Source organism: Micromonospora sp. NPDC002575, from assembly GCF_042889525.1.
GTDB lineage: Bacteria > Actinomycetota > Actinomycetes > Mycobacteriales > Micromonosporaceae > Micromonospora > Micromonospora carbonacea.
In genome coordinates this window covers 24376-46707 of record NZ_JBIARA010000030.1, presented here as the reverse complement: position 1 = coordinate 46707, position 22332 = coordinate 24376, and the positions used below count along the sequence as shown (strand labels likewise).

General features: G+C 76.7%; 19 protein-coding genes. 15 read left to right on the top strand and 4 right to left on the bottom strand.

The window, feature by feature from the left end; translation table 11 throughout:
- Positions 1–221: 221 nt before the first annotated feature.
- From ACFYWL_RS29320 to ACFYWL_RS29310, 3 genes are all read right to left on the bottom strand, one after another.
- The gene (locus tag ACFYWL_RS29320; protein WP_386979383.1) at positions 222–1046 is read right to left on the bottom strand and encodes an ABC transporter permease; all 825 of its coding nucleotides are present in this window, start codon (positions 1044–1046) and stop codon (positions 222–224) included.
- A complete protein-coding gene (locus tag ACFYWL_RS29315; RefSeq protein ID WP_386979380.1) occupies positions 1043–1984 on the bottom strand; it encodes an ATP-binding cassette domain-containing protein in 942 nt (313 codons plus the stop codon). Before ACFYWL_RS29315 ends, ACFYWL_RS29320 begins: the two co-directional genes overlap by 4 nt.
- Before the next feature lie 200 nt (positions 1985–2184).
- On the bottom strand, positions 2185–2841 hold the full coding sequence (locus tag ACFYWL_RS29310; protein WP_386979377.1) for a hypothetical protein: 657 nt from the start codon (positions 2839–2841) through the stop codon (positions 2185–2187).
- A gap of 247 nt (positions 2842–3088) precedes the next feature.
- Between ACFYWL_RS29310 and ACFYWL_RS29305 the strand changes: the two genes are divergently transcribed.
- The 8 genes from ACFYWL_RS29305 (at position 3089) to ACFYWL_RS29270 (ending at position 11996) form a co-directional block, all read left to right on the top strand.
- Complete coding sequence (locus ACFYWL_RS29305; RefSeq protein ID WP_386979374.1) at positions 3089–3925, top strand: GNAT family N-acetyltransferase; 837 nt, start codon at positions 3089–3091, stop codon at positions 3923–3925.
- Complete coding sequence (locus ACFYWL_RS29300) at positions 3922–5031, top strand: lysophospholipid acyltransferase family protein (RefSeq protein WP_386979371.1); 1110 nt, start codon at positions 3922–3924, stop codon at positions 5029–5031. Before ACFYWL_RS29305 ends, ACFYWL_RS29300 begins: the two co-directional genes overlap by 4 nt.
- Before the next feature lie 103 nt (positions 5032–5134).
- Complete coding sequence (locus tag ACFYWL_RS29295; RefSeq protein WP_386979368.1) at positions 5135–5965, top strand: DUF4097 domain-containing protein; 831 nt, start codon at positions 5135–5137, stop codon at positions 5963–5965.
- Complete coding sequence (locus tag ACFYWL_RS29290) at positions 5962–6585, top strand: PadR family transcriptional regulator (protein WP_386979365.1); 624 nt, start codon at positions 5962–5964, stop codon at positions 6583–6585. Before ACFYWL_RS29295 ends, ACFYWL_RS29290 begins: the two co-directional genes overlap by 4 nt.
- Positions 6586–6695: 110 nt before the next feature.
- Positions 6696–7397 carry a response regulator transcription factor gene (locus ACFYWL_RS29285; RefSeq protein ID WP_043966583.1) on the top strand — a complete coding sequence of 234 codons (702 nt, stop codon included), beginning with the start codon at positions 6696–6698 and terminating at the stop codon, positions 7395–7397.
- Complete coding sequence (locus ACFYWL_RS29280; RefSeq protein ID WP_386979360.1) at positions 7394–8953, top strand: ATP-binding protein; 1560 nt, start codon at positions 7394–7396, stop codon at positions 8951–8953. The genes ACFYWL_RS29285 and ACFYWL_RS29280 overlap by 4 nt, the downstream gene beginning before the upstream one ends.
- A 62-nt stretch (positions 8954–9015) precedes the next feature.
- Positions 9016–10581, top strand: coding sequence for a trypsin-like peptidase domain-containing protein (locus ACFYWL_RS29275; RefSeq protein WP_386979357.1), 1566 nt, complete (start codon positions 9016–9018; stop codon positions 10579–10581).
- 356 nt (positions 10582–10937) lie between these two features.
- The gene (locus ACFYWL_RS29270) at positions 10938–11996 is read left to right on the top strand and encodes a glycosyltransferase family 4 protein (protein WP_386979432.1); all 1059 of its coding nucleotides are present in this window, start codon (positions 10938–10940) and stop codon (positions 11994–11996) included.
- Positions 11997–12018: 22 nt separating this feature from the next.
- Here ACFYWL_RS29270 and ACFYWL_RS29265 read toward each other — a convergent pair whose 3' ends face one another.
- Complete coding sequence (locus tag ACFYWL_RS29265; RefSeq protein ID WP_386979354.1) at positions 12019–13575, bottom strand: serine/threonine-protein kinase; 1557 nt, start codon at positions 13573–13575, stop codon at positions 12019–12021.
- Between the two features lie 153 nt (positions 13576–13728).
- Between ACFYWL_RS29265 and ACFYWL_RS29260 the strand changes: the two genes are divergently transcribed.
- The 7 genes from ACFYWL_RS29260 (at position 13729) to ACFYWL_RS29230 (ending at position 22288) form a co-directional block, all read left to right on the top strand.
- A complete protein-coding gene (locus tag ACFYWL_RS29260) occupies positions 13729–14562 on the top strand; it encodes a patatin-like phospholipase family protein (protein ID WP_386979352.1) in 834 nt (277 codons plus the stop codon).
- Positions 14562–15587, top strand: coding sequence for a 1-acyl-sn-glycerol-3-phosphate acyltransferase (locus ACFYWL_RS29255; protein WP_386979349.1), 1026 nt, complete (start codon positions 14562–14564; stop codon positions 15585–15587). Before ACFYWL_RS29260 ends, ACFYWL_RS29255 begins: the two co-directional genes overlap by 1 nt.
- Positions 15588–15596: 9 nt before the next feature.
- Entirely contained in the window at positions 15597–15917 is a 321-nt protein-coding gene (gene cutA, locus ACFYWL_RS29250) for a divalent-cation tolerance protein CutA (RefSeq protein WP_386979347.1), read from the top strand.
- Positions 15918–15964: 47 nt separating this feature from the next.
- Positions 15965–19621 carry an SCO7613 C-terminal domain-containing membrane protein gene (locus ACFYWL_RS29245; RefSeq protein WP_386979344.1) on the top strand — a complete coding sequence of 1219 codons (3657 nt, stop codon included), beginning with the start codon at positions 15965–15967 and terminating at the stop codon, positions 19619–19621.
- Positions 19622–19762: 141 nt separating this feature from the next.
- Positions 19763–20812 carry a fatty acid desaturase family protein gene (locus ACFYWL_RS29240; RefSeq protein WP_386979341.1) on the top strand — a complete coding sequence of 350 codons (1050 nt, stop codon included), beginning with the start codon at positions 19763–19765 and terminating at the stop codon, positions 20810–20812.
- A 34-nt stretch (positions 20813–20846) separates the two neighbouring features.
- Positions 20847–21140 carry a 4a-hydroxytetrahydrobiopterin dehydratase gene (locus tag ACFYWL_RS29235; protein WP_386979338.1) on the top strand — a complete coding sequence of 98 codons (294 nt, stop codon included), beginning with the start codon at positions 20847–20849 and terminating at the stop codon, positions 21138–21140.
- Positions 21137–22288, top strand: a complete 1152-nt coding sequence (locus ACFYWL_RS29230) for an FHA domain-containing protein (RefSeq protein ID WP_386979335.1) — start codon at positions 21137–21139, stop codon at positions 22286–22288. The genes ACFYWL_RS29235 and ACFYWL_RS29230 overlap by 4 nt, the downstream gene beginning before the upstream one ends.
- Positions 22289–22332: the final 44 nt, after the last annotated feature.

Sequence of the window (22332 nt, the reverse complement as noted above, 5' to 3'; positions counted from 1 at the left end):
CTCCGACGCCCCGATTGCGGGGGGCGGACGGGGGACGGCTCCCAGGCTACGCCGTACGAATACGCTAGGCATTTCCGGCTCGGGCGCGTGGTCGGTTTCACAGAAGATGCCACAGTTCGGCCAGCGCCGCGTGTCCCGTCGACTCCGGCCCGGAACCGCGCCGGCCCCGGGCGCGATCCACGATCACGCTCCGGGGCCGGTCGCCGACTCGGCGCGCGGGGTCAGGAGATGTCCCGCCGCCGCATGGTGAGGGTGCCGATCACGCCGGTCACCACGGCGTACCCGATGAGCACCGCCGCGCCCGCCCAGCGGGGCGGGTTGCCGGGGATCTCGGTGCCGCTGACCATCAGCGACGAGGCCAGCGAGGGCACCAGCACCTGGAGGTTGTTGATCCACTCGCCCCAGCGGGCGGCCAGGATGCTGATCGCGATGGCCGCGCCGATCGAGCCGCCCAGGTAGAGCAGGATGCCGGTCACCGTCGCGCCGATCTGGCTGCGGATCAGCACGCCGATGCCGACGCCCAGCACCGACCAGAGCAGGTACGCGAGCGCGTTGAGCGCCGTCGCCGTCCAGACCGCCCCGTTGCCGAGCTGGGAGCCGAGGTCGACGCTGTTGAGCACCAGCACGCCGAGCACCAGGTTGAGCCCGGTGGTGACCAGCCAGAACAGCATCGCCAGCACGGCCGCCGCGACCAGCTTGGCCGTCATCACCGCCGTGCGGTGCGGCACGGTGAGGAACGTGGTGGTCACCGTCTGGTGGAAGAACTCGCTGGTCACCACGATGATGCCGAGCAGCATCACGATGAGCAGCCCGAAGAACTGGCCGTTGGTGTAGATGTTGGCCGCCAGGCTGTCCACGGACTGCACGGCCGCCACCTGGTCGGCCTGCTCGGCCGGCACGTCGCCGAGGTTGCCGCTGGCCAGCGCGTCGGTCTGCAACCAGTTGATCAGCGCGGTGAGGGCCCACAGCGGCAGCGAGATGAGCGCGAAGACCCACCACGTGTTGGTGGTGCGGATCTTGAGCAGCTCGGATCGGACGAGGTTCATCGGATGCCCGCCTTTCCGGCCGTCAGCTCCAGGAAGACCCGTTCCAGGTCGGGCCGCTCCGGGGTCAACTCGTGTAGCTCCACACCGGCGGCCAGCGCGGCCTTGCCGACGGCCGGGGCGTCCGCCCCGGTGACCAGCAGCACGCCGTGCTCGCCGGTCTCCACCGTCGCCGACTGCGCGCGCAGCGCCGCGACCAGCTCGTCGGCCTGCGGGGTGCGCACCCGCACCCGGCCGCCGCCCTGCGCCATCGAGCCGAGCACCTGCTCGACCGGCCCCTGCCGGACCAGCTTGCCGGCCGCGATGATCACCACGTCGTCGGCGAGCAGCTGCATCTCCGACAGCAGGTGGCTGGAGACCAGCACCGTGCGGCCCTCGTGGGCCAGGCCCTTGAGGAAGCCGCGCATCCACCGGATGCCCTCGGGGTCGAGCCCGTTCGCCGGCTCGTCGAGGATCAGCACCCGGGGGTCGCCGAGCATCGCGGCGGCGATGCCGAGGCGCTGCTTCATGCCCAGCGAGTAGCCCTTGAACTTGCGCTTCGCCGCCGGGCTGAGCCCCACCAGGGCCAGCGCCTCGTCGGCGCGCGACTTCGGCAGCCCGGCCGCCGCGCAGATCACCCGCAGGTGGCTGATCCCGGTGCGGCCCTTGTGCGCGCTGGACGCCTCCAGCACCGCGCCGACGTGGCGCAGCGGGTCGGTCAGGTCGGCGTACCGGTGGCCGCCGATGGTCGCCGTGCCGCCCGTCGGGGTGACCAGGTTCAGCAGCATGCGCAGCGTGGTGGTCTTGCCGGCGCCGTTCGGGCCGAGGAAGCCGGTGACCCGCCCCGGTTCGACCGTGAACGACAGATTGTCGACCGCCCGGACGTTCTTGTACTGCTTCGTCAGGCCGGACACCACGATCTGACCGCTGCCGGTTGTGGGGCTTCGCTGCCCGTCAGACATCTTTCTCCTCCCGTGCACGGCGCGCGGAGCGCGCCGACGTGTGCGGCGCAGTTGCTCCACGCGCCGTGGCACAGCCTGGCAAGGCCGCGCAACCAGGTCAATCAGGCGCGACACCTACCTGCGTCTCCACCTCAGGCAGGAGCCGGTCCTCCCCAGGGACGAGAGCGCCCCCGGCCCGGCCCCCGCCCCCGGCCCGAGGCTCACGCCTCCGTCAGGGCGATCCAGGCGGCCAGGGCCCGGCCCAGCAGCCGGCCGTCCGGGGCGTACAGGCTGGTCCGGACCACCGCCTTGCGCCCCCACACGCCGTCGGCCACGCCCGTCACCACGCACTCGTCGCCCGGTGTCGGCAGCCCGTCCAGCACGGCGGCGATCCGGCCCAGCACGTACGGCCGCCCGGGGCCGATCACCGCCCAGCCCCCGGGGCAGTCCAGCGCCGCCCATACCGTAGCCGCGCTCACCTCGGCCGGGGCGGTGAACGGCGCGGCGGTCCGCCCGTCGGGCAGGCGGCCGGGGAAGATCCGCAGCCCGTCGGCCCGGCCGGGCCCGCAGACGAAGCAGCCGGGGAACGGGTGGTCCACCAGGCCCGGGTACGCCGCCGAGGCGGCCCGCGCCGTGTCGACGTCCACCGGGGGCACCGCCTCCGGGGCCTCGGCGACGCCGCGCACCTGGGCGATCAGCCGGCCGTCCGGGTCGTGCGCCTCGCCGCCGTCGAGGGTGAGCGGGGTCTCCAGCGGCGGCGGCTGCCGCAGGGTCACCTCGACGACGCCGCCGAGCCCGGACGCGGCGGCGAGGACGCCGGCGCACCAGCCGCCGTTGCCCGACCCGGGCGGCCCGTTGTATCTCGCGGGGATGATCACGCGCACCTCCTCCGCGCAGCCTCGCACGCCGCTTTGGCGCAAGGAAGGGCCCCTTGTTAACGCCTGCGGTAGAGAAGGGTCCCCTTCTCACGCCCGGGCGGGCGGCGGGCGGGGGCGGCGGGCGGCGGGCGAGCGGTCGCGCGGGCAGGGTGGGCGGGGGTGGGGTGGGGCAGTCCGCCCGGTGGCGTTCACCGGATCGACACCGGTCGTCCCCGCTCGCGGCATCCGGGGCACCTACACAGAGCTCATGGCTGTTCTGCCCGTCGCTGGCGTTCCCCTGACGACCAGCGGATACACCGTGTCGATCGCCGACGACCCCCGCCAGGTCGCGGCGGCGCAGCGCCTGCGCCACGAGGTCTTCGCCACCGAACTCGGGGCCACCCTGCGCCCCGGTCCGGCCGGCCTGGACACCGACGACCTCGACCCCTACTGCGACCACCTGATCGTCCGCGAGGAGCGCACCGGCGCGGTCGTCGGGACGTACCGGCTGCTGCCGCCCGGACGGACCCCGCGCCGGTACGCGGAGGCCGAGTTCGACCTGGCCGCGCTCGACCCGCTGCGGGACGTCCTGGTGGAGGCCGGTCGGTCCTGCGTCCACCCGGAGCACCGCTCCGGCGCGGTGATCAACCTGATGTGGACCGGCATCACCCGCTACCTGCACCTGCGCGGGTCGCGCTGGCTGGGCGGCTGTGCCTCCGTCCCGGTCGACGACGGCGGGCTGCTCGCCGCCGGCGTCTGGGAGCACGTCCGGGCCCGGCACCTGGCCCCGCCGCCGCTGCGGGTCCGGCCGCTGCGCCCCTGGCTGGCCGAGCCGCGAGCCGCCGGGCCACAGGCTGCCGAGCCGCCGGCCACCGCCGAGCCCGTCACCGCCCTCCGGGCCACCGCCCCCGGCGACGCGCGCCCGGGCGGGCGGGTCGCGCTGCCGCCGCTGCTGCGCGGGTACCTGCGGCTGGGCGCCTGGGTGGCCGGCGAGCCGGCGTACGACCCGGACTTCGGGGTCGCCGACTTCTACGTGATCTTCTCCCTGGACCGGATGAGCCCTCGCCACCTGCGCCACTTCCTCGGGGAGGGGGGCGAGCGGTGACCACCCGCCACGACCTCTGGCGACCGGTCTCCGGCTGCGACGCGGGCTGCCTGCCCGGCCCGGGGCAGACCCCCGCCGTGCCGGTCGCCCGCCGGCTCGGGCGGCTGGTCGCCGTACTCGTGATGCTGCTGGCCGGCGCGGCGCTGGCCGCGCTGCTGCCGGTGCTGCCGGCCCGGGAGCGGCGCGCCGTGCTGCGCGGCTGGGCGCGGGGCACGGCCCGGGCGTTCGGCGTGCGGCTGGTGGCCCGGGGCCGGCTGCCCCGGCGGCCGGCGCTCGTGGTCGCCAACCACGCCTCGTGGCTGGACGTGCTCGCGTTGCTGGCCGTGACGCCGGCCCGGGTCCTGGCCAAGCGCGAGGTGCGCCGCTGGCCGCTGGTCGGGCCGCTGGCCGTCGCGGGCGGCACCCTCTTCGTGGACCGGGCGCGCCCCCGGGCGCTGCCCGCCACCGTGCGCCGGATCGCCGCCACGCTGCGGGCCGGTCACCCGGTCGCGGTCTTTCCCGAGGGTACGACGTGGTGCGGCGCGGCCCTGGGCTGCCGGCCGGGCGGCGGGTTCCGCCCCGCCGTGTTCCAGGCGGCGGTCGACGCGGGCGCGCCGGTCGTCCCGGTCCGGATCGGCTACCACCTCGCCGCTGCCCCCACCGGCGGGCCTCCCCCTGCCCCCACCGGCGGGCCTCCCCCTGCTCCTGCCGGCGGGCTTCCCCCTGCTCCTGCCGGCGGGCCGACGACCGTCGGCGCCTTCCTCGGCGCGGAGAGCCTGGGGCGGTCGGTCTGGCGGGTCCTCGCGGCCCGGGGCCTGACGGTGACGGTCACGGCCACCGCCGCGCTGCACCCGGGTCGGGACGCGGACCGGCGGCGGCTCGCCCGGACCGCCGAGTCGGCGGTCCACCTCGTGCCGCCCCGGATCGCCACCGCGGGCGTGCCGGCTTCGGCCGCCGCCCCGACGCCGGTTGCCATCCCGGCCGCCGCCCCGATGCTGTCGCTGCCGGGTGCCGCCCCGGTTGCCGCCCCGGTCGTGCCGCTCCCGCCCCTGCGGACCCCGGAGGGAGGCATCGCCGTCCGGCCGGCGCGGGAGGAGCCCGCCCCGCAGGTCGGCCTGGCGGCCTGACGTCACTCCGACACGCGACAGTCTTGTTCAGTCGCGATGTATCGCGTTAGTCTCTCCCCGGGGAGCGCGCCGGTGGGGCGCGCCTGCCGTCGGGGAGGACACCATGCCCGGTTGGACCGTCGACAGTCCGCAGCGGCTCACCCTCGACGAGCCGGTCACCGCCCTGCACGTCCGGCTGGTGAGCGGGCGGCTCGCCGTGGTCGGCGCGGACGGCCCGGCCCGGGTGGATGTCACCCGGGTCGGCGGCCGGCCGGTGATCGTGGAGCAGCGCGACGGGGTGCTGACCGTCCGGCACGAACGTCACCCGAGGCTGCCGGGGCTGCTCTGGTGGCTCGGTCAGCTCGGCCGGCGTCACCGGGCCGACGTCTCGATCGCCGTGCCCGGCGACGTGCTGGCCGACCTCAGGCTGGTCGACGGCTCGCTGGTCGCCTCCGGCCTGCGCCGGGAGACGCGCGCCGACGTCACGTCGGGGCAGATCACCCTGAAGGGCGTCCGGGGCCGCACCGCCGCGAAGATCGTCTCCGGGCCGGTGGAGGCCCTGGGGGTGGCCGGAGACCTGAGCCTGGAGACCGTCTCCGGGGAGGTCGTCCTCGCCGACAGCACCGTCGGCACTGTGCGCGCGCACACCGTCTCCGGCGAGATCACCTGTGACCTGGACAATCTGCGCGGCGGCGAGATCCAGCTGAGCACGATCTCCGGCGCGATCACCGTCCGGGTCCGCGAGGACAGCGACCTCGCCGTCCGCCTGCACACCACCGCCGGCCGGATCACCAGCGGGTTCCCGCAGGTGCGTGGTGGGGGCGGGCCCGGCGGCGTACGGGACAGCGCGGGGGTCCTCGGCACCGGCGCGGGTAGGCTCTGGGCGTCCGCGACCTCCGGCAGCATCGCGCTGCTCGCCCGTCCGGTCGACGACGACGCCGAGGAGCTGCCGTGACCGCCGTGTTCAGCCACGGGCGGCTCCGGCTCTACCTGCTCAAGCTCCTCGACGACGGCCCGAAGCACGGCTACGAGCTGATCCGGCTGCTGGAGGACCGCTTCCTCGGCCTGTACGCGCCGAGCGCCGGCACGATCTACCCCCGGCTCCAGCGGTTGGAGGCCGAGGGGCGGGTGACCCACACCGCCGCCGGTGGCCGCAAGGTCTACGAGATCACCGAGGCGGGCCGGGCCGAGCTGCGCCAGCGGGCCGGCGAGCTGGCCACCCTGGAGTCCGACATCAGCTCCTCGGTGGCGGACCTGTCCGCCCTGGCCGGCGAGATCCGTTCCGAGGTACGCGGCTCGGTGCGCGACCTCAAGCGGGAGCTGCGCGAGGCGACCCGGCAGACGCGGCAGTCCCGGCGTACCCCCTGGGAGGCCGCGCCGCCCCCGGGGCCGGCGCGGTCCGCCGCCCCCGGCGGCGAGTCGCCGCTGCTGGCCGAGCTCGACGGCCGGTTGGCCGCGTTCACCGTCGAGATCGGCGCGCTGGTGCGGGCGGGCCGGCTCGACGACGTCCAGCTCCGCGCGGCGATCCGGGTCCTCGACGGCGCCCTGGACGGGCTGCGCCGGCTGCTCCGCTAGCCGCTGTGCGCAGCGGGGCCTGCGGCCGACGCGGGGCCGGCACCGAGTTCTCAGGGAGTTTCCAGCAACCGCCCAGCGCCGGTGCAGCGAGGTCACGGATGATGGTCGGCATGGCCGCTACCCAGACCGAGGCGCGACTGCTCGTCGTCGAGGACGATCCCAACATCCTCGAACTGCTCTCCGCGAGCCTCCGCTTCGCCGGCTTCGACGTGGCCACCGCGACCAGTGGGAGCGCCGCGCTGCACGCCGCCAAGGACCACCGCCCCGACCTGGTGGTCCTCGACGTGATGCTCCCCGACCTCGACGGCTTCGAGGTCATCCGGATGCTCCGCGAGGGCGGCACCCGCACCCCGGTGGTCTTCCTGACGGCCCGGGACGCCACCGACGACAAGATCCGCGGGCTGACCCTGGGCGGCGACGACTACGTCACCAAGCCGTTCAGCCTGGAGGAGCTCACCGCCCGCATCCGCGCCGTGCTGCGCCGCACGGCCAGCGGCGACCAGACGCCGTCCCGGCTCACCTTCGCCGACCTGGAGCTGGACGAGGAGACCCACGAGGTGCACCGGGCCGGGCAGCGCGTGCAGCTCTCGCCGACCGAGTTCAAGCTGCTGCGTTATCTGATGCTCAACGCCAACCGGGTGCTGTCCAAGGCGCAGATCCTCGACCACGTCTGGAACTACGACTTCCGGGGCGACGACAACATCGTCGAGTCCTACATCTCCTACCTGCGGCGCAAGGTCGACAACACCCAGCCCCGGCTGATCCACACCCTGCGCGGCGTGGGATACGTGCTGCGCAAGCCGGCGGCGTGAACGTCGTCGCGCTGGCGAAGGGGCGACTGCGGAGCGTACCGCTGCGGGTGAAGCTGGTGGCGGCGGTGCTGACGCTGGTCGCCGCGGCCCTGCTGGTGATCAGCTCGCTGACCACCTATTTCCTGCGCAACTACCTGGTCGCCCAGGTCGACGTCGAGCTGAACGCCTCGGTGGACAACATCGAGACCACCCTGATCACGGCCCAGCCCACGCGGTCGGTCGTGCCCACCGACTACCTGGTGGTGGCCACTGACCGGCGTTCCGGGGCGGTGTCGGTCACCGAGTACGACCGGGGCCGGTTCCGCACCGAGGACCTGCCGTCCTGGCCGAGCGACGCGGCCGGCTTCGCGGCCAAGGTCGGCAAGCCGCGGACGGTCCCGGCCCGTGACAGCGGGGTGCGCTGGCGGATCGTCTACGCCGAGCTGCCGAACGGGCAGATGGTGGCCATCGCGCAGAACCTCACCGACGTCGACCTGGCGGTCAAGCGGCTGGTCTGGATAGACCTCCTGGTCGGCGGGGCGGTGCTGATCCTGCTCGCCTCCATCGGCGCGGCGATCGTGCGGACCAGCCTCAAGCCGCTGGTGGAGATCGAGCGCACCGCCGCCGCCATCGCCGGCGGCGACCTGACCCGGCGGGTGCCCGACCCGGAGGACGGCGAGCCCTGCCCGACCTCGGAGCTGGGGCGGCTGTCCCGGGCGCTGAACACGATGCTGGCACAGATCGAGGCCGCCTTCACCGCCCGCGCGGCCTCCGAGATCGCCGCCCGGTCGGCCGAGGCCGGCGCGCGCGACGCCGCCGCCGCGGCGCAGGCGTCCGAGGCGCGGGCCCGCCGCTCGGAGGAGCGGATGCGGCAGTTCGTCGCGGACGCCTCGCACGAGCTGCGCACCCCGCTGACCACCATCCGGGGCTTCGCCGAGCTGTACCGGCAGGGCGCGGCGCGGGCCCCGGAGGAGACCGCCGGCCTGCTGCGCCGCATCGAGGACGAGGCCGCCCGGATGGGGCTGCTGGTGGAGGACCTGCTGTTGCTCGCCCGGCTGGACCGGGAGCGGCCCCTCGCGCTCGGCCCGGTGGAGCTGCCGCTGCTGGCCGGCGACGCCGTGCAGGCCGCCCGGGTGGTGGCCCCCGACCGGCGCATCGAGCTGGAGATCGAGCCGGGCTCCGGGCCGCTGGTGGTGCTGGGCGACGACGCCCGGCTGCGGCAGGTGATCGGCAACCTGATGACGAACGCGCTCACCCACACCCCGCCGGACGCCTCGGTGACCCTGCGGCTGCGTGCCGAGCCGGGGAACCTGGCGGTGGTGGAGGTGGCCGACACCGGCCCGGGGCTCTCCCCGGAGCAGGCCGAGCGGGTGTTCGAGCGGTTCTACCGGGCCGACGCCGCCCGCACCCGGCGGGCCGCCGGGATGACCAGCACCGGGCTGGGGCTGGCCATCGTGGCGGCGCTGGTCGCCGCGCACCACGGCACCGTCGAGGTCGGCGAGACGCCGGGCGGGGGAGCGACCTTCCGGGTCCGGGTGCCCCTGCTCCCGGACAGCGGGGACGACCCGGGCGAGTGACTTTCAGGGAACTTCCAGGCGGGTTCCAGGCTGGTCGCAGTGGCATGGGAGAAGGTGGATACATGACCGAGTACGAGACCGACCCGCAGCGGCGACCGGCGCCCTCCGACGCCGAGCCGTCGCACCCCACCGCCGAGCTGTCCCGCGTCGAGACCGGGCAGTCCGACTCCCCGGCCGTCGAGCCCGCCGCTCCGGCCGCTCATCCCACCCACCCCGGCCCCGCCGCGCCGGCCGCCGGGCAGCACGCCCCGGCCGCCCCCGGCTCCGGCCCCGTCGCCCCGGGTTCCGGCCCGCAGCCGTACGCCGGCCCGGCCACCCCGTCCGCGCCGCCGTACCCGGTGTCGGGGCAGCCGCAGCCGGCCGGGCCGTACCCGAACAGCCCCTGGCAGCCCCCGCACGCCGGGCAGCACTCCGGCTGGGCCGCGGGGGGCCAGCACGGCGCGGCCCCCGGATACGCCCCGCACGCCGGCGGCCCCGCGTATCCGGGTGGCCCGGTGCCGCCGCACGCCGGCCAGCCGGGCGGCCCGGTGCCGCCGCAGCACCCCGGCCAGCCGGTGCCGGCGTGGGCGCAGGCCCCGAAGCCGAGCCGCGTGGCCAAGCTGGCCGGCGCCGGGGTGGCGGTGTTCGCGCTGATGCTCGGCTCCGGCGTGGCCGGCGGCGCGCTCGCGCTCGCCGTCGACGGCAACTCGGGCGGGATCACCCGCACCTACTCGGCCGCACCGGTGCTCAACAGCGCCGACCTGCCGAAGATCGCCGCGTCCGTGCAGGACAGCGTGGTCTCGATCAGCACCGGCAGCGGCGAGGGCTCAGGGGTCATCCTCACCGAGGACGGCTACGTGCTGACCAACAACCACGTGGTCGCCTCCGCCTCGGGCAAGACCGTCAAGGTGTTCTTCGCCGACGGCAAGACCGCCGACGCGGAGATCGTCGGCACCGACCCGAAGACCGACCTGGCCGTGGTGAAGGCCAGCGGGGTCAGCGGGCTGAAGGCCGCCACGTTCGGCGACAGCGACGCGATGCAGGTCGGCGACCAGGTGCTCGCCCTGGGCAGCCCGCTGGGCCTGCAGGGCTCGGTCACGGCGGGCATCATCAGCGCCCGGGACCGCACCATCCAGGCCGGCGAGGGCCAGCAGCAGGACCCGCGTCAGGGGGTCAGCTCGATCGCCGGGCTGCTCCAGACCGACGCCCCGATCAACCCGGGCAACTCCGGCGGCGCGCTGGTCAACACCCGGGGCGAGGTGATCGGCATCAACACCGCCATCGCCACCTCCGGGCAGAGCACCGGCAACATCGGCGTCGGGTTCGCCATCCCGAGCAACAAGGCCAAGGATGTGGCCGGCAAGCTCCAGCGCGGCGAGAAGGTCAGTCACCCCTCGCTCGGGGTGAGCGTGAGCCCGGCCGAGAACGGCGGCGCGATGGTCGCCTCCGTCACCCCCGGCAGCGCCGCCGAGAAGGCCGGCATCCAGCGGGGCGACGTGATCACCAAGTTCGGCGACACCGTGGTCAACGACTCCGACGACCTGGTGGGCGCCGTCCAGGCCCGCAAGGTCGGCGACCGGGTCGAAGTTCAATATCAGCGAAATGGATCGGCGGCGACGGCAACCGTGACGCTCGCCGAGACGTCGTAACGACAGCAGACCTGCCTCCTCGGCGAAGGGCGGTGGGTGGCGGAGCCAAGGGGGTTGGCTTCGTCACCCGCCGCCCTTCCCCCCTTCCGGCCGCCGCCCCCGGGTGCCTTCCGGCCGCCGCCCCAGGGCGCCGGTGCCGTCGTGCCACGTGGCGCTCACCCGATCCGGGCGAGGCGCGCTCACCCCCGCGCCCGGTCCGTTCCGTTCGGCCCCGCCGGTGCCGGGCCCGTTCCGTTTGGCCCGACCGGGGCCGGGAAAGCGCCGCAGATCACGCGCACAGGGACCAGCGGGGAGGACTCGTGGCCGTGAACCGCCTGCCGGCCGACCGCCCGGACGAGCGTCCGCTGCGGATCGCCATGGTGGTCCCGCCGTGGCTGACCGTGCCGCCGCCCGGCTACGGCGGTCTGGAACAGGTCGTCGCCGGGCTGGTGGACGCGCTGGTCGAGCGGGGGCACGCGGTGACCGTCTTCGGGGCGGGCCGGCGGCACGGCACCCGGGCCGGGTACGTCGCCACCTGCGAGGACCTCCAGTACGACCGGCTCGGCGAGTCGCTGCCCGAACTGGCCCACCTGGCCCACGTCGGCCACCTCGTCTCGCCGGCCGACTTCGACGTCGTGCACGACCACACCACGATCGGCCCGCTGGTCGCCGGCCGCCGGGCGGTGCCCACGGTGGCCACGGTGCACGGCAACCCGGTCGGCGAGTACGGCACCGTGCTCAGCGACACCGACCAGGGGGTCGGCCTCGTCGCCATCTCGCACACCCAGCGGCGGCTGAACCCGGGGCTGCCGTGGGTCGGCACCGTGCACAACGCGCTCGACGTCGCCGACGTTCCGCACAAGACCGCGCCGGGGCGCGGCCCGGTGCTCTGGCTGGCCCGGTTCAGCCCCGACAAGGGGCCCGACGTGGCGATCGGGGCCTGCCGGGCGGCGGGCCTGCCGCTGATCCTCGCCGGCAAGTGCAACGAGCCCGCCGAGCGCCGCTACTACGAGCAGGTGGTCGAGCCGATGCTCGACGACGACGTGACAGTGGTGCTCAACGCCGATCGGGAGGCCGCGCTGCGGATGCTCGTCGACGCCCGCTGCCTGATCATGCCGATCCAGTGGGAGGAGCCGTTCGGGATGGTCATCCTGGAGGCGATGGCGACGGGCACGCCGGTGGTGGCGCTGCGCCGGGGCGCCGTGCCGGAGCTGGTCCGCCCCGGTGCCACCGGGCTGGTCTGCGACCGCCCCGACGACCTGCCCGGCGCGCTGCGGCAGGCCGGCAGGCTGGACCCGGCCGACTGCGTGGCGCACGTCGCGGAGAACTTCTCCACGGCCCGGATGGCGCAGGGCTACGAGGCGGTCTACCGCGACTTCCTGCACGGGCTCGCGCCGGCGACGCCGAGCCGGCCCGTTCCGGCGCCGGCCCGCTGACCCCCGCGCCGGCCGGGGCCGGTCACAGCCGGGCCGCCCCGAGCCGCTGGAAGGCGGTGTCGAGCTGGCGGGCGTACGCGGGGGTGATGCTGTCCTCGCGCTGCCGTTCGGCGACCTTGTCGCGGGCCCGCCGCACCGCGGCGGCCAGGTCGCCCGGGCTGTCGGCCTCGACGGCGTGGCCGAGCAGGTTGCGGATGTCGGTGCCGACGTCGACGCGGATGCCGCCGTCGGCCACTCCGGTGTCGATGAGCTGTCGGATCTCGGTGGCCACCTCGGTCACGCTGCCGCCGGACGGGGCGGGCGGCGTGGTCGTCGGCGCGGCCGAGGGGGTGGGCCGGGGCCGGGCGGGCGCCCGGGTCGTGGTCGGCGGCGCGCCCGGCGTCCGGGCCGGCGCGCTCCCCAGCGTCTCCCCGGCCGGCGACTCGGTGGGCAGGGCCCGGGGCAGCGGGTCGGGCTGCTCGTCGGGCCTGGGCCACAGCAGCGCCCCCGCGGCCACCACCGCGGCCCCCGCCGCGACCGCGGGCACCGCCCACCGGCGGCGGGACCGGCCCGGCGACCCGGCCCCGGCGGGCTGCGGGGACGGCGCGGGGCCGGGCGTGTCCCCGGGCGGCGGGGCCGGGGCCGCGCCGGGCGCGACCCCCGGCGTCGGGGCGGGCGGACCGGCCGGGACCGGCGTCGGCCCGGGTGGGGCGACGATCGACGGCAGGGTCATCGTCGGGGCGAGCATGGTGGCGGCCTGCGGGTCGGCCGGCAGGAGCTGGTCGCGCAGCGCCAGGGCCACCTGGTGTGCGGTGGGCCGGTCCCGTGGCTGCCGGGACAGGCAGCGCAGGCAGATGCGGGCCACCTCGGACGGCAGGCCCGGCACCTCCAGCGGCGGGGGCTCGTCGCCGGCCTCCAGCGCCGCTGCCAACTGTTCCCAGGTGTCCGCCGGGTACGGCACCTGCCCGGTCAGCGTCTCGTAGAGCAGCACGCCGAGCGAGTAGATGTCGGTGGCCGGCTGCGCGGGGGCCCCGTCCAGCCGCTCCGGCGCGACGTACGCGGGCGTGCCGAAGGTGCCGCCGTCCTCGTCCTCGTCGGGGGCGCCGACGTGGGTGGCGATGCCGAAGTCGAGGACCTTCGCGCCGACCGGGGTCATCATCACGTTGGCCGGGGTGATGTCCCGGTGCACGATGCCGAGCCGGTGCGCGGCGGCGAGCGCCTCGGCCACCTGGGCGCCGATCTCCACCGCCTCCGGCCAGGGCAGCGGGCCCTCGGTCAGCCGGTATTCCAGCTCCTCCCCGGCGAGCAGCTCCATCACCACGAACGAGGTGATGGAGCCGTCCGGGGCGAGCGTCTCGCCGTAGTCGTGCACCGCCGTCACGTGCGGGTGGACGAGCTGCGCGGCGGAGCGGGCCTCCTCGCGGACCATGTCGCGGAACCGGGCGTCCGCCGCGAGCGAGGGGGCGAGCACCTTCAGGGCGACCGTACGGTCGAGGACCTCGTCGCGGGCCCGCCAGATGACCGACATGCCACCGGCGCCGATCTGGTCGATGAGTCGGTACCTGCGGGCCAGCAGCCTGCCGGCGTGCAGTGTTGCCATGACGGATCGCACCTGCCTGAGGTCGGGGCGGTATCAGGTTGCGCGAATGTGTCTGGCATGTCAACGCCCGTCCGGTCCCTCCCGGCCGGCGCGTGGACGGCCGCGCCCGGGCACCGGACGGCCGGCGTGACCGCGCGTGCCAGGATGAACGGCATGGTCAGCGGTCCGGTGGCGTTCGTGCTCGGCGGCGGGGGAGTCCTCGGCGCGGTCGAGGTGGGCATGCTGCGCGCCCTGTTCCGCGCCGACGTCCGCCCCGATCTGGTGCTCGGCACCTCGATCGGCGCGGTCAACGGCGCGCTCGTCGCGGCCGACCCCACCGAGGCGGTCACCGACCGGCTGGTCCGGCTCTGGGCGTCCCCCGAGGCCAGCGAGGTGTACGGCGACTCCGTCGCCCGGCAGTTGCGCCGCTTCGCCGCCCGCACGCACCTGCACTCGCCCCGGCCGCTGCGCCGGCTGCTGGAGGCCGAGCTGGGCGAGGAGACCACCTTCGCCGACCTAAGGGTGCCGTTCCGCTGCTGCGCGGCGCACATCGAGCGGGCCGCCGAGCACTGGTTCGACGCCGGCCCGCTGGTGCCGGCGGTGCTCGCCTCCGCCTCGGTGCCGGGGCTGCTGCCGCCCACCGAGATCGGCGGGCAGCACTTCATCGACGGCGGGATCGTCAACTCGATCCCGATCGGCGCGGCGGTCGAGGCCGGGGCGCGGGAGATCTTCGTACTCCAGGTGGGCCGGATCGAGCGGGAGCTGACGCCGCCCCGGCGGCCCTGGGAGATCGCCCAGGTCGCGTTCGAGATCGCCCGCCGGCACCGGTTCTCCCGGGAGATGGCGGCGCTGCCCGACGGGGTGCGGGTGCACGTGCTGCCCACCGGGGGGCCGGGCCCGCGCGAGGACAGCCCGTGGGCCTACCGGGACATGGCGGCGGTGGGGCGGCGGATCAGCCGCGCGTACACGGCCTCCCGCCGCTACCTGGCCACCCACCTGGAGCGCTGATGCCGCTGCCGCCCCGATGGGTCCGCCGGCTGCTGCTGGCGCCCGGTGTGGTGCTGCTCGCCGTGGTCGTGGTGACCAGCCTGCCGGTCTGGGCGTTCGCCGCCCTGGCGCTGTCCCCGCTGGTGCCCGGCCGGCTGCGACCGCTGCGCCTGCTCTGGATCGGCTGCGTCTACCTGGTCTGGGACGCGGCGGCGCTGCTGGCCCTGTTCGCGCTCTGGGTGGCCTCCGGCTTCGGGGCGCGCAAGCGCACGCCGCCGTTCCAGCGGGCGCACTACGTGCTCGCCGGCCACTTCCTCCAGGTGTTCTTCTGGCAGGCCCGGTGGACGCTGCGGCTGCGTATCGACGTGGTCGGCACCGACCCCGACACGGCGCTGCCGGGACGCCCGGAGCTGGTGCTCTGCCGGCACGCCGGGCCGGGCGACTCGTTCATCCTGATCCACGCGCTGGTCAACTGGTTCCACCGGGAGCCCCGGATCGTGCTCAAGGAGAGCCTCCAGTGGGACCCGGCGATCGACGTGCTGCTCAACCGGCTGCCCAACCGGTTCCTCGCCCCGGCGTCCGACCGGCGGGAGCCGGTGACCGAGCAGATCGGCCACCTGGCCACCGGCCTGGACGACGACGACGCCTTCGTGATCTTCCCCGAGGGGGGCAACTTCACCCCGCGCCGCCGGCTGCGCGCCATCGCCCGGCTGCGTTCGCGCGGCCTGGAACGGATGGCGCTGCGGGCGGAGCGGATGCGGCACGTGCTCGCCCCGCAGCCGGGCGGGCTGCTCGCCGCGCTGGACGCCGCCCCCGACGCCGGGGTGATCTTCGTGGCGCACACCGGCCTCGACCGGATGCTCACCGTCGCCGACGTGTGGCGGGAGCTGCCGATGGACAAGCGGATCATCATGCGGTTCTGGTCGGTGCCGCCGGAGGAGATCCCCGCCGGGCGGCAGGAGCGCATCGACTGGCTGTTCGACTGGTGGGCACGCATCGACGAATGGATCGCGGCGCACCACGACGGGACCGTCGACGGCGCGTAGGGTGCGCTGGTGGAGCAGATCAGCGTGGTGACGACCGTGGTGGACAGCCGCTCGGTCGCGGACGTGCTCGCGGCGGCTGCGGTCGCCGGTCGGCTGGCCGCCTGCGCGCAGGTGGGCGGCCAGGTGGACAGCACCTACTGGTGGCGGTCCGCGGTGGAGACGACCACCGAGTGGTCGGTGCTGTTCAAGACCGCGCCGGACCGGGTCCCGGCGCTGGTCGACCACATCCGGCTCAGCCATCCGTACGAGGTTCCGGAGGTCCTGGTGACCCGGGTGGACAGCGGCAACCCCGAGTACACGGCCTGGGTGCACGAGCAGACCCGGCCCTGAGTACGCGCACTCTGGGTGGGTCTTGACCAGGGCACCATGATGGCCGGGTGGACACGAGTGGCTACCCCTGCCCGGCGTGCGGCGCCCCGGCCGACCTGAGCGTCGGCTGCCGGCGCTGCGGGCGGGCCCCCGACCCGACCGCGGCCGAGGTGATCCGGCTCGACCGGGAGATCGTCGGGCTCTCCGGGCGGGCGGAGCAGGCCCGCCGGGCGTACCTCGAACTGGTGGAGGCGGTGCGGTCGGCGCAGGCCCGCCGGGCGGACCTGGCGGCCCGGGTCCGGGCGGCGACCCCGGTCGGCGCCCCGCGCCCGGCCGGGCCGGTTCCGGTTCCGGTGCCGCCGCCCCCCGTCGCGCCGGTCCCCGTGTCGACGGCCGGTCAGCAGGTGCGGCTGCCCGGCCCCGCGCTGCCGACGCCCGGCCAGCGGGTGCGCCCGCCGGGTCCGGCGGTGCGGCTGCCCGGCCCGGTGCCGCCCGCGCCGCCCGGCCCGGTGCCGGCGCGGGTCGGCGGGGCGGAGACCTCCACCCGCACGGTGCAGGGGCTGCTCTTCGTGCTCGGCGGCCTGCTGCTCGGCACGGCGGCGGTGGTGTTCACGGCGGTCGCCTGGGCCACGGTGGGCGTCGCCGGCCGGGCGCTGATCCTGCTCGCGTTCACCGCGCTCGCCCTGGCCGTCCCGCCGGTCGCGGCGCGGCGCGGGCTGCGCGGCACGGCGGAGACGTTCGCCGCCGTGGGCCTGCTGCTGGTGGTGCTCGACGGGTACGCCGCCTGGTCGGTGGACCTGTTCGGGGTGGCCGGCTGGCCCGGTGCCCGCTACGCCGCGCTGGTCGGGGGGGTCAGCGCGGCGCTGGCGGCCGGTTACGGCCGGCTGACCCGGCTGACGGTGCCGTGGTTCGCGGCGCTGTTCACCGTGCAGCCGGTGCTGCCGCTGCTGGCCGGCCCGGCCCACCCGTCGGCCGCCGGCTGGACGGTGGTGTTCGTCGGCGTCGCGGCGCTGAACCTCGTCGTGGTCGCCGCCCTGCGCGACCGTGGCCCGGCTGCGGCTGCGGCTGCGGCCCCGACGCCGGTCCCGCCGGGGTCGCCGATCCCGCCGGCAGCGGCGGCAGTGCCGGTCGGGGCGGGGGCCGCCGGGGGGTCGGCCCCCGCCGCCGGCCGGGTGCTGGCCTGGCTCGGGTGCGGCGGCGCGCTCCTCGTCGCGGGCGGCTGCGCGCTGGCGCCGCTCGCCGTCGGCGAGGCCGCCGGGTCGCCGCTGCTGGCCGGCGGGCCCCTGCTGCTGGTCGGCCTGGCCCTGCTCGGCGCGGCGCTGGTCGCCGGCGGCCGGTTGTTCCGGGCCGCCGCAGCCGGGGCGCTGGTCCCGGTGCTCGGCCTCGCGTTGCTGCGCCCGGTGGCGGAGCTGCGCTCGGGGCTGCTGACGGTGGCCACGGCGCTCGTCGCGTTGGCGCTGGCCGGGGCGGCCCGGGCGCTGCCCCGCCGGGCCGGCACCGGGCCGCGGGCCGGGGCCCTGGTGGTGGCCGCCGGGGCGGCGCAGGTCGGCGCGCTGCTCGCCGTGCTGCTCGGCGCGGTCGCGGTGGGTCGGGTGCTGCCGCCCTGGTCGGGCGTCGGCCCGGGCCCGCACCTGCCCTGGGGCTGGCAGGTCCCGGTCGCCGTCGCGGTGGCGGCCCTCGCCCTGGCGGCGCTGCTGCCCCGGGCGGCGTGGCCGGTGATCGGCGTGGCCGCCGTCGCGTTCGCCACCCTCGCCGTGTCGGGCATCGGGCCGGTGCCGTGGCCGGCCGTGCCGGCCGCCGGCCTGGTCGTCGGCGCGGGGCTGCTGCTGTTCGCCGTCACCCGGGCCCGCCCCTGGTGGAGCGTGCTGGCCGCGGCGGTCGCCGGCGCGGCGCTGGTCGGGCACGCGCTCCTGGTCGGCCTGGCCTACCCCGCCGGGGAGGCGGCCCTGCTCGGCGCGGTCGTGCCGCTCGGGCTCGCCGTCGCCGCCCTGGGCCGGCGGGCCGGCGGCGTCCGGTGGGGCGTCGCCGGGTCGGCCCTGGCCGCCGCGCTGCTGGCGGTGCCGGCGGCGGTCACCGTCGCGCTCTTCGCCGCCGGGGTGCCGCCCTGGTGGCAGGCGCGGGCCGCCCTCGCCGCCGTCGGGCTGCCGCTGGTCGCGCTGGTCGCCGTCCGCCGCCGGTGGCCCGAGCTGGCCGGGTACGCCTCCGTCGCCTTCGCCGCCGGGTCCGCGCTGGTGGCGCTGGCCCCCCTGGCCGTACGGGTCGACGAGCCGGTGGCGCTCTACGCCGCGGTGGTGGTGCTGCTGACCGTGCTGGCCGGGCCGGGCACCCGGCCGACGGGAGCGCCGCTGGTCAGCGCCCTCGGGCTGCTCGTGGTGGCGCTGTCCGCCGCCGCCGGGGTGCTCGCGCGGGTGCTCGTCGCCCCGTACGGCGAGGTGGCCGCGCCGTGGTCGGGCGCGCCCACCGGCGACCCGGTCCCGGGGACCACCCCGGCCGGCGTGGCCCTGCTCGTGCTGACCCTGGCCGCCGCGCTGGCGGGCCGCGCGCCCGGCCGGTCGACGGCCGCCCCGGCCGCCGGGCAGCCGCCCCGGGCGACGGGGTGGGCCGACGTGGCGCTGCCGGCGCTGCCGTTCGCCGCGGCGGCGCTGCCGGTGCTGCTCGCCGCCGCCGGCACGCCGTGGCCGGTGGTGCCGGCGGTCCTGCTGGTGACCGGGGTGGCCGCCCTGCTGGCCGCCGCCCTGGCCCGGCCCCGGCCGCTGCTCGTCGCGGTCACCGTGCCGGTGGGGCTGGTGGCCACGGTGGCCGGGCTGGGCGGGCTGCTCGCCACCCGGGCCGGCACCCTCGCCGGCCTCGGGGCGCTGGTGGTGGCCGGCGTGGTGGCCGCCGGCGCGGGCCGCACGGGCGCGGCCCGGCTGGCCGGCGCACTGGTGGCGGTCGGTTCGGCGACCGGGTTCGCGGTCACCGCCGCGCGGGCGGCGGGCCTGCCGCTGCGCGGGGCCTCCTTCGCCGTCCTGGCGGTGGCGGTGCTGGTCCTGGCCGCCGCCGCCCTGCCGGCCGCCGACCCGCTGCGGGGCCGGGTGCTCGACGTGGCCGCCCAGGCCGTCGCCCTGCTGGCGATGCTGCTCGCCGCCGGGTCGCCCCGGTACGCCGCCGCGGTCTGCGTGCTCTGGGGGGCCGCCGTGGGGCTGCGGCTGCTGCGCCGGGGCGAGCCGGTCGGCTGGCGCTGGGCGTTCGCGGGCGTCGCCGGGGGCAGCGAACTGCTCGGGGCCTGGCTGCTGCTGGTCGCCGGCGGGGTGGTGCTGCTGGAGGCGTACACCCTGCCGGCGGCGGGGCTGGCCCTGGCCGCGGGCGCGGTGGCGCTGCGCACCCGGCCGGGCCTGAACAGCTGGCTCGCGCTCGGCCCGGGGCTGGTCGCCGCGCTGCTGCCCAGCGGGGTGTCGGTGCTGTTCGCGCCCGACCCGCAGCCCTGGCGGCGGCTGCTGCTCGGGGCCGGCGCGCTGGCCGTGGTGCTGGCCGGCGCGGCCCGCCGCTGGCAGGCCCCGGTGCTGCTCGGCGGGGTCACCCTCGTCCTGCTCGCGCTGCACGAGCTGGCCCGCGGCTGGGACCTGCTGCCCCGGTGGATCTTCCTGGCGGCCGGCGGGCTGGCGCTGATCGGACTGGCCGCAACCTACGAGCGGCGTCGCCGCGACCTGGCCCGGTTCCGGGCGGCGGTGGGGCGGATGGGCTGACGGCGGGGCCGTGCCGGGGTAGGGCGCACCCCACCCCGGATGCGGGTGCTGGCCGGGTTACCCACGGCTACCGCCGCCGCGAGACTCGACACTGGGCACGCCGTCCGGCGTGGCCGGAGCGTCGACGTACGGGGAGCTCAGATGGTGCTTGCAGCGACAGCGGACCCGCCGGCCCGGCGGGGCAGCGACTATGCCCGGCTGTCCCGACTGGTCAGCGAGGCGGGCCTGCTCGACCGCCGGCCCGCCGGGTACGCCGTCCGGATCGTCCTGACCGTGGCCGCCTTCGTCGCCGGCTGGGCGGCGGTGCCGCTGGTCGGCGACTCCTGGTGGCAGCTCGCGGTGGCGGCAGCCCTGGCCGTGGCGACCACCCAGGTCGCGTTTCTCGGGCACGACGCCGGCCACCGGCAGATGTTCCGTCGCCGTGGGCCGAGCGAGGTGGCCGGGCTGCTCGCCGGCAACCTCGCGGTCGGGCTCAGCTACGGCTGGTGGGTCGACAAGCACAACCGGCACCACGCCAACCCCAACCACCACGACGAGGACCCGGACGTCGGGGCCGGGGCGCTGGTCTGGTCGTACGAGCAGGCCGCCGCGACCCGCGGCGTCGGCCGCCGGTTGGCCCGCCGGCAGGCGTGGCTGTTCTTCCCGATGCTCCTGCTGGAGGGGCTGGCCCTGCACGTGGCGAGCGTGCGGGCGCTGCTCGGGCGCGACGCCGACGGCCGGTACGCCACCCCGATGCGGCACCGGGCCGTCGAGGGGCTGCTGCTCGCGCTGCACGCGGCCGGTTACCTCGGCCTGCTGTTCGCGGTGCTGCCGCCGGGGAAGGCGCTGGCGTTCGTCGCCGTGCACCAGGGGCTGTGGGGGCTCTACATGGGGTGCGCGTTCGCCCCGAACCACAAGGGCATGCCGATGCCGAGGGCCGGCGAGGAGCTGGACTTCCTGCGCAAGCAGGTGCTCACCTCGCGCAACGTGCGGGGCGGCCGGTTCGTCGACGTCGCGCTGGGCGGGCTCAACTACCAGATCGAGCACCACCTGTTCCCGAACATGCCCCGGGGCAACCTGCGCCGGGCGCGGCCGATCGTGCGGGCGTACTGCGCCGAGCACGGGGTGCCGTACGTCGAGACCGGGCTTGTCGAGTCGTACCGGCAGGCGCTGGCCCACCTGCACGAGGTGGGCCGCCCGCTGCGGGGCTGAGCCGCCCGGTCGGCCCTGGCGGTAGGGTCTGGCCATGGCAGACGTGCTCACCGCGGAGGCGGTGCGAGACGGGCTGGGCGGGCTGGCCGGCTGGACGGGTGATCCCACCGGGATCGGCCGCACCGTCGAGCTGGCCAGCTTCCCGGCGGCCGTCGCGGTGGTCGACCGGGTCGCCGAGGTGGCCGAGGAGCTGGACCACCACCCCGACATCGACATCCGGTGGCGGACCCTCACCTTCCACTGCGTCACCCACTCGGCCGGCGGGGTCACCCACCGCGACCTGGAGCTGGCGCGGCGCATCGACGACATCGTCCGGAGTGCCCGATGAGATTCGAGATCAGCAAGGTGCTCGACGCCATCGAGGGGCGGGTCTGCACCGACCCGTCGCTGGCGCGGGCCGTCCTCGACCTGGCCGAGGTGATCCGCTACCAGGACCTCGACGGCGGCCGGCCGGCGAACCTGCTCCGGCTCGGCATGGTGATCGACGCGCTCGCCCGCGACCTGGAGGAGGACAGCGTCCCGGTGTACGCGATCGTGCACCGCGCCCTGCTCTCCGACGCCGACCTCACCTCCAACGAGCGGATGGTGGTGCGCCGCTGGGCCGACGACGGCCTGGTGGAGGTGCTCGACCACCCGGGGGACCGGATGCTGGAGGTCGCCGACCTGCTGGGGCTGCCGGTGCTCAGCCGGGCCCGCTTCGACGGCCTGCGCGGCCGGTTCCCGTGGACCGTCGAGCAGCCCGGCCGGGTGCTCGCCCCGGTGCCCGGGGCGGGCGGGCCGGTGTTCATCGCCCACGTCGGCGGCGGCAACGTGCCGGTCGCCGGCACCCGCTCGGCGACGGGGGAGAAGCTGCTCGCCCGGCAGTGGCGCTGCCCCGAGCCGGGCTGCGCGCTGTTCGGCGGCGGCGGGGGCGGCGGCGCGTTCGCCGACCTGGCCCGGGTCGAGCGGGCCCCGGCCGGGCAGCCGCCGCCCTCCCTGCGCGGCGGCGTGCCGACCTGCCCCCGGCACGGCGCGCGGCTCGGCGACGGCGGGCCCCGGCCGCGCACGGAGGTGCTGGCCGTACGCATCGGCGGGCTGATCCGCCGCCGGTTCGTGCTCACCGAGGAGCAGCCGGTGCTGGTCGGGCGCGCGCCGGAGCAGCAGGGCGGCATCGTGCTCGGCCAGTGGCTCAACGACGAGGCGCGGCGCTGGATCAGCCGCGGCCACGTCCGCTTCGAGCTTCGCGTCGGCGAGGTGATCGTGACCGACGTGAGCACCAACGGGTCGGGGATCCGCCCCGGCGGCTCGATGGCGGAGGCGGACCGGATCGCGCTCAAGCCGCAGCAGTCGCGGGTGTTGTCCGCCGGCGACATGGTCGAGCTCTATCCGGGGGTGCAGGTCGGCCGCGCCGACGAGCTGCCCTCGGGCGCGCCGTTCACCCCGACCTCGGTGATGGCCGAGGCCCCGACGATGGCGATGCGCCTGCCCCGGCCCTGAGGCCGGTGCGCACGCGGGGGCGTCGGGCCGCGGCCCGACGCCCC

Bases quoted from the DNA above. Each gene is read 5' to 3' on its own strand.
- ACFYWL_RS29320 (WP_386979383.1), bottom strand. From the start codon at position 1,046: ATGAACCTCGTCCGATCCGAGCTGCTCAAGATCCGCACCACCAACACG.
- ACFYWL_RS29315 (WP_386979380.1), bottom strand. From the start codon at position 1,984: ATGTCTGACGGGCAGCGAAGCCCCACAACCGGCAGCGGTCAGATCGTG.
- ACFYWL_RS29305 (WP_386979374.1), top strand. From the start codon at position 3,089: ATGGCTGTTCTGCCCGTCGCTGGCGTTCCCCTGACGACCAGCGGATAC.
- ACFYWL_RS29295 (WP_386979368.1), top strand. From the start codon at position 5,135: ATGCCCGGTTGGACCGTCGACAGTCCGCAGCGGCTCACCCTCGACGAG.
- ACFYWL_RS29285 (WP_043966583.1), top strand. From the start codon at position 6,696: ATGGCCGCTACCCAGACCGAGGCGCGACTGCTCGTCGTCGAGGACGAT.
- ACFYWL_RS29275 (WP_386979357.1), top strand. From the start codon at position 9,016: ATGACCGAGTACGAGACCGACCCGCAGCGGCGACCGGCGCCCTCCGAC.
- ACFYWL_RS29270 (WP_386979432.1), top strand. From the start codon at position 10,938: ATGGTGGTCCCGCCGTGGCTGACCGTGCCGCCGCCCGGCTACGGCGGT.
- ACFYWL_RS29265 (WP_386979354.1), bottom strand. From the start codon at position 13,575: ATGGCAACACTGCACGCCGGCAGGCTGCTGGCCCGCAGGTACCGACTC.
- ACFYWL_RS29260 (WP_386979352.1), top strand. From the start codon at position 13,729: ATGGTCAGCGGTCCGGTGGCGTTCGTGCTCGGCGGCGGGGGAGTCCTC.
- ACFYWL_RS29255 (WP_386979349.1), top strand. From the start codon at position 14,562: ATGCCGCTGCCGCCCCGATGGGTCCGCCGGCTGCTGCTGGCGCCCGGT.
- ACFYWL_RS29240 (WP_386979341.1), top strand. From the start codon at position 19,763: ATGGTGCTTGCAGCGACAGCGGACCCGCCGGCCCGGCGGGGCAGCGAC.
- ACFYWL_RS29235 (WP_386979338.1), top strand. From the start codon at position 20,847: ATGGCAGACGTGCTCACCGCGGAGGCGGTGCGAGACGGGCTGGGCGGG.
- ACFYWL_RS29230 (WP_386979335.1), top strand. From the start codon at position 21,137: ATGAGATTCGAGATCAGCAAGGTGCTCGACGCCATCGAGGGGCGGGTC.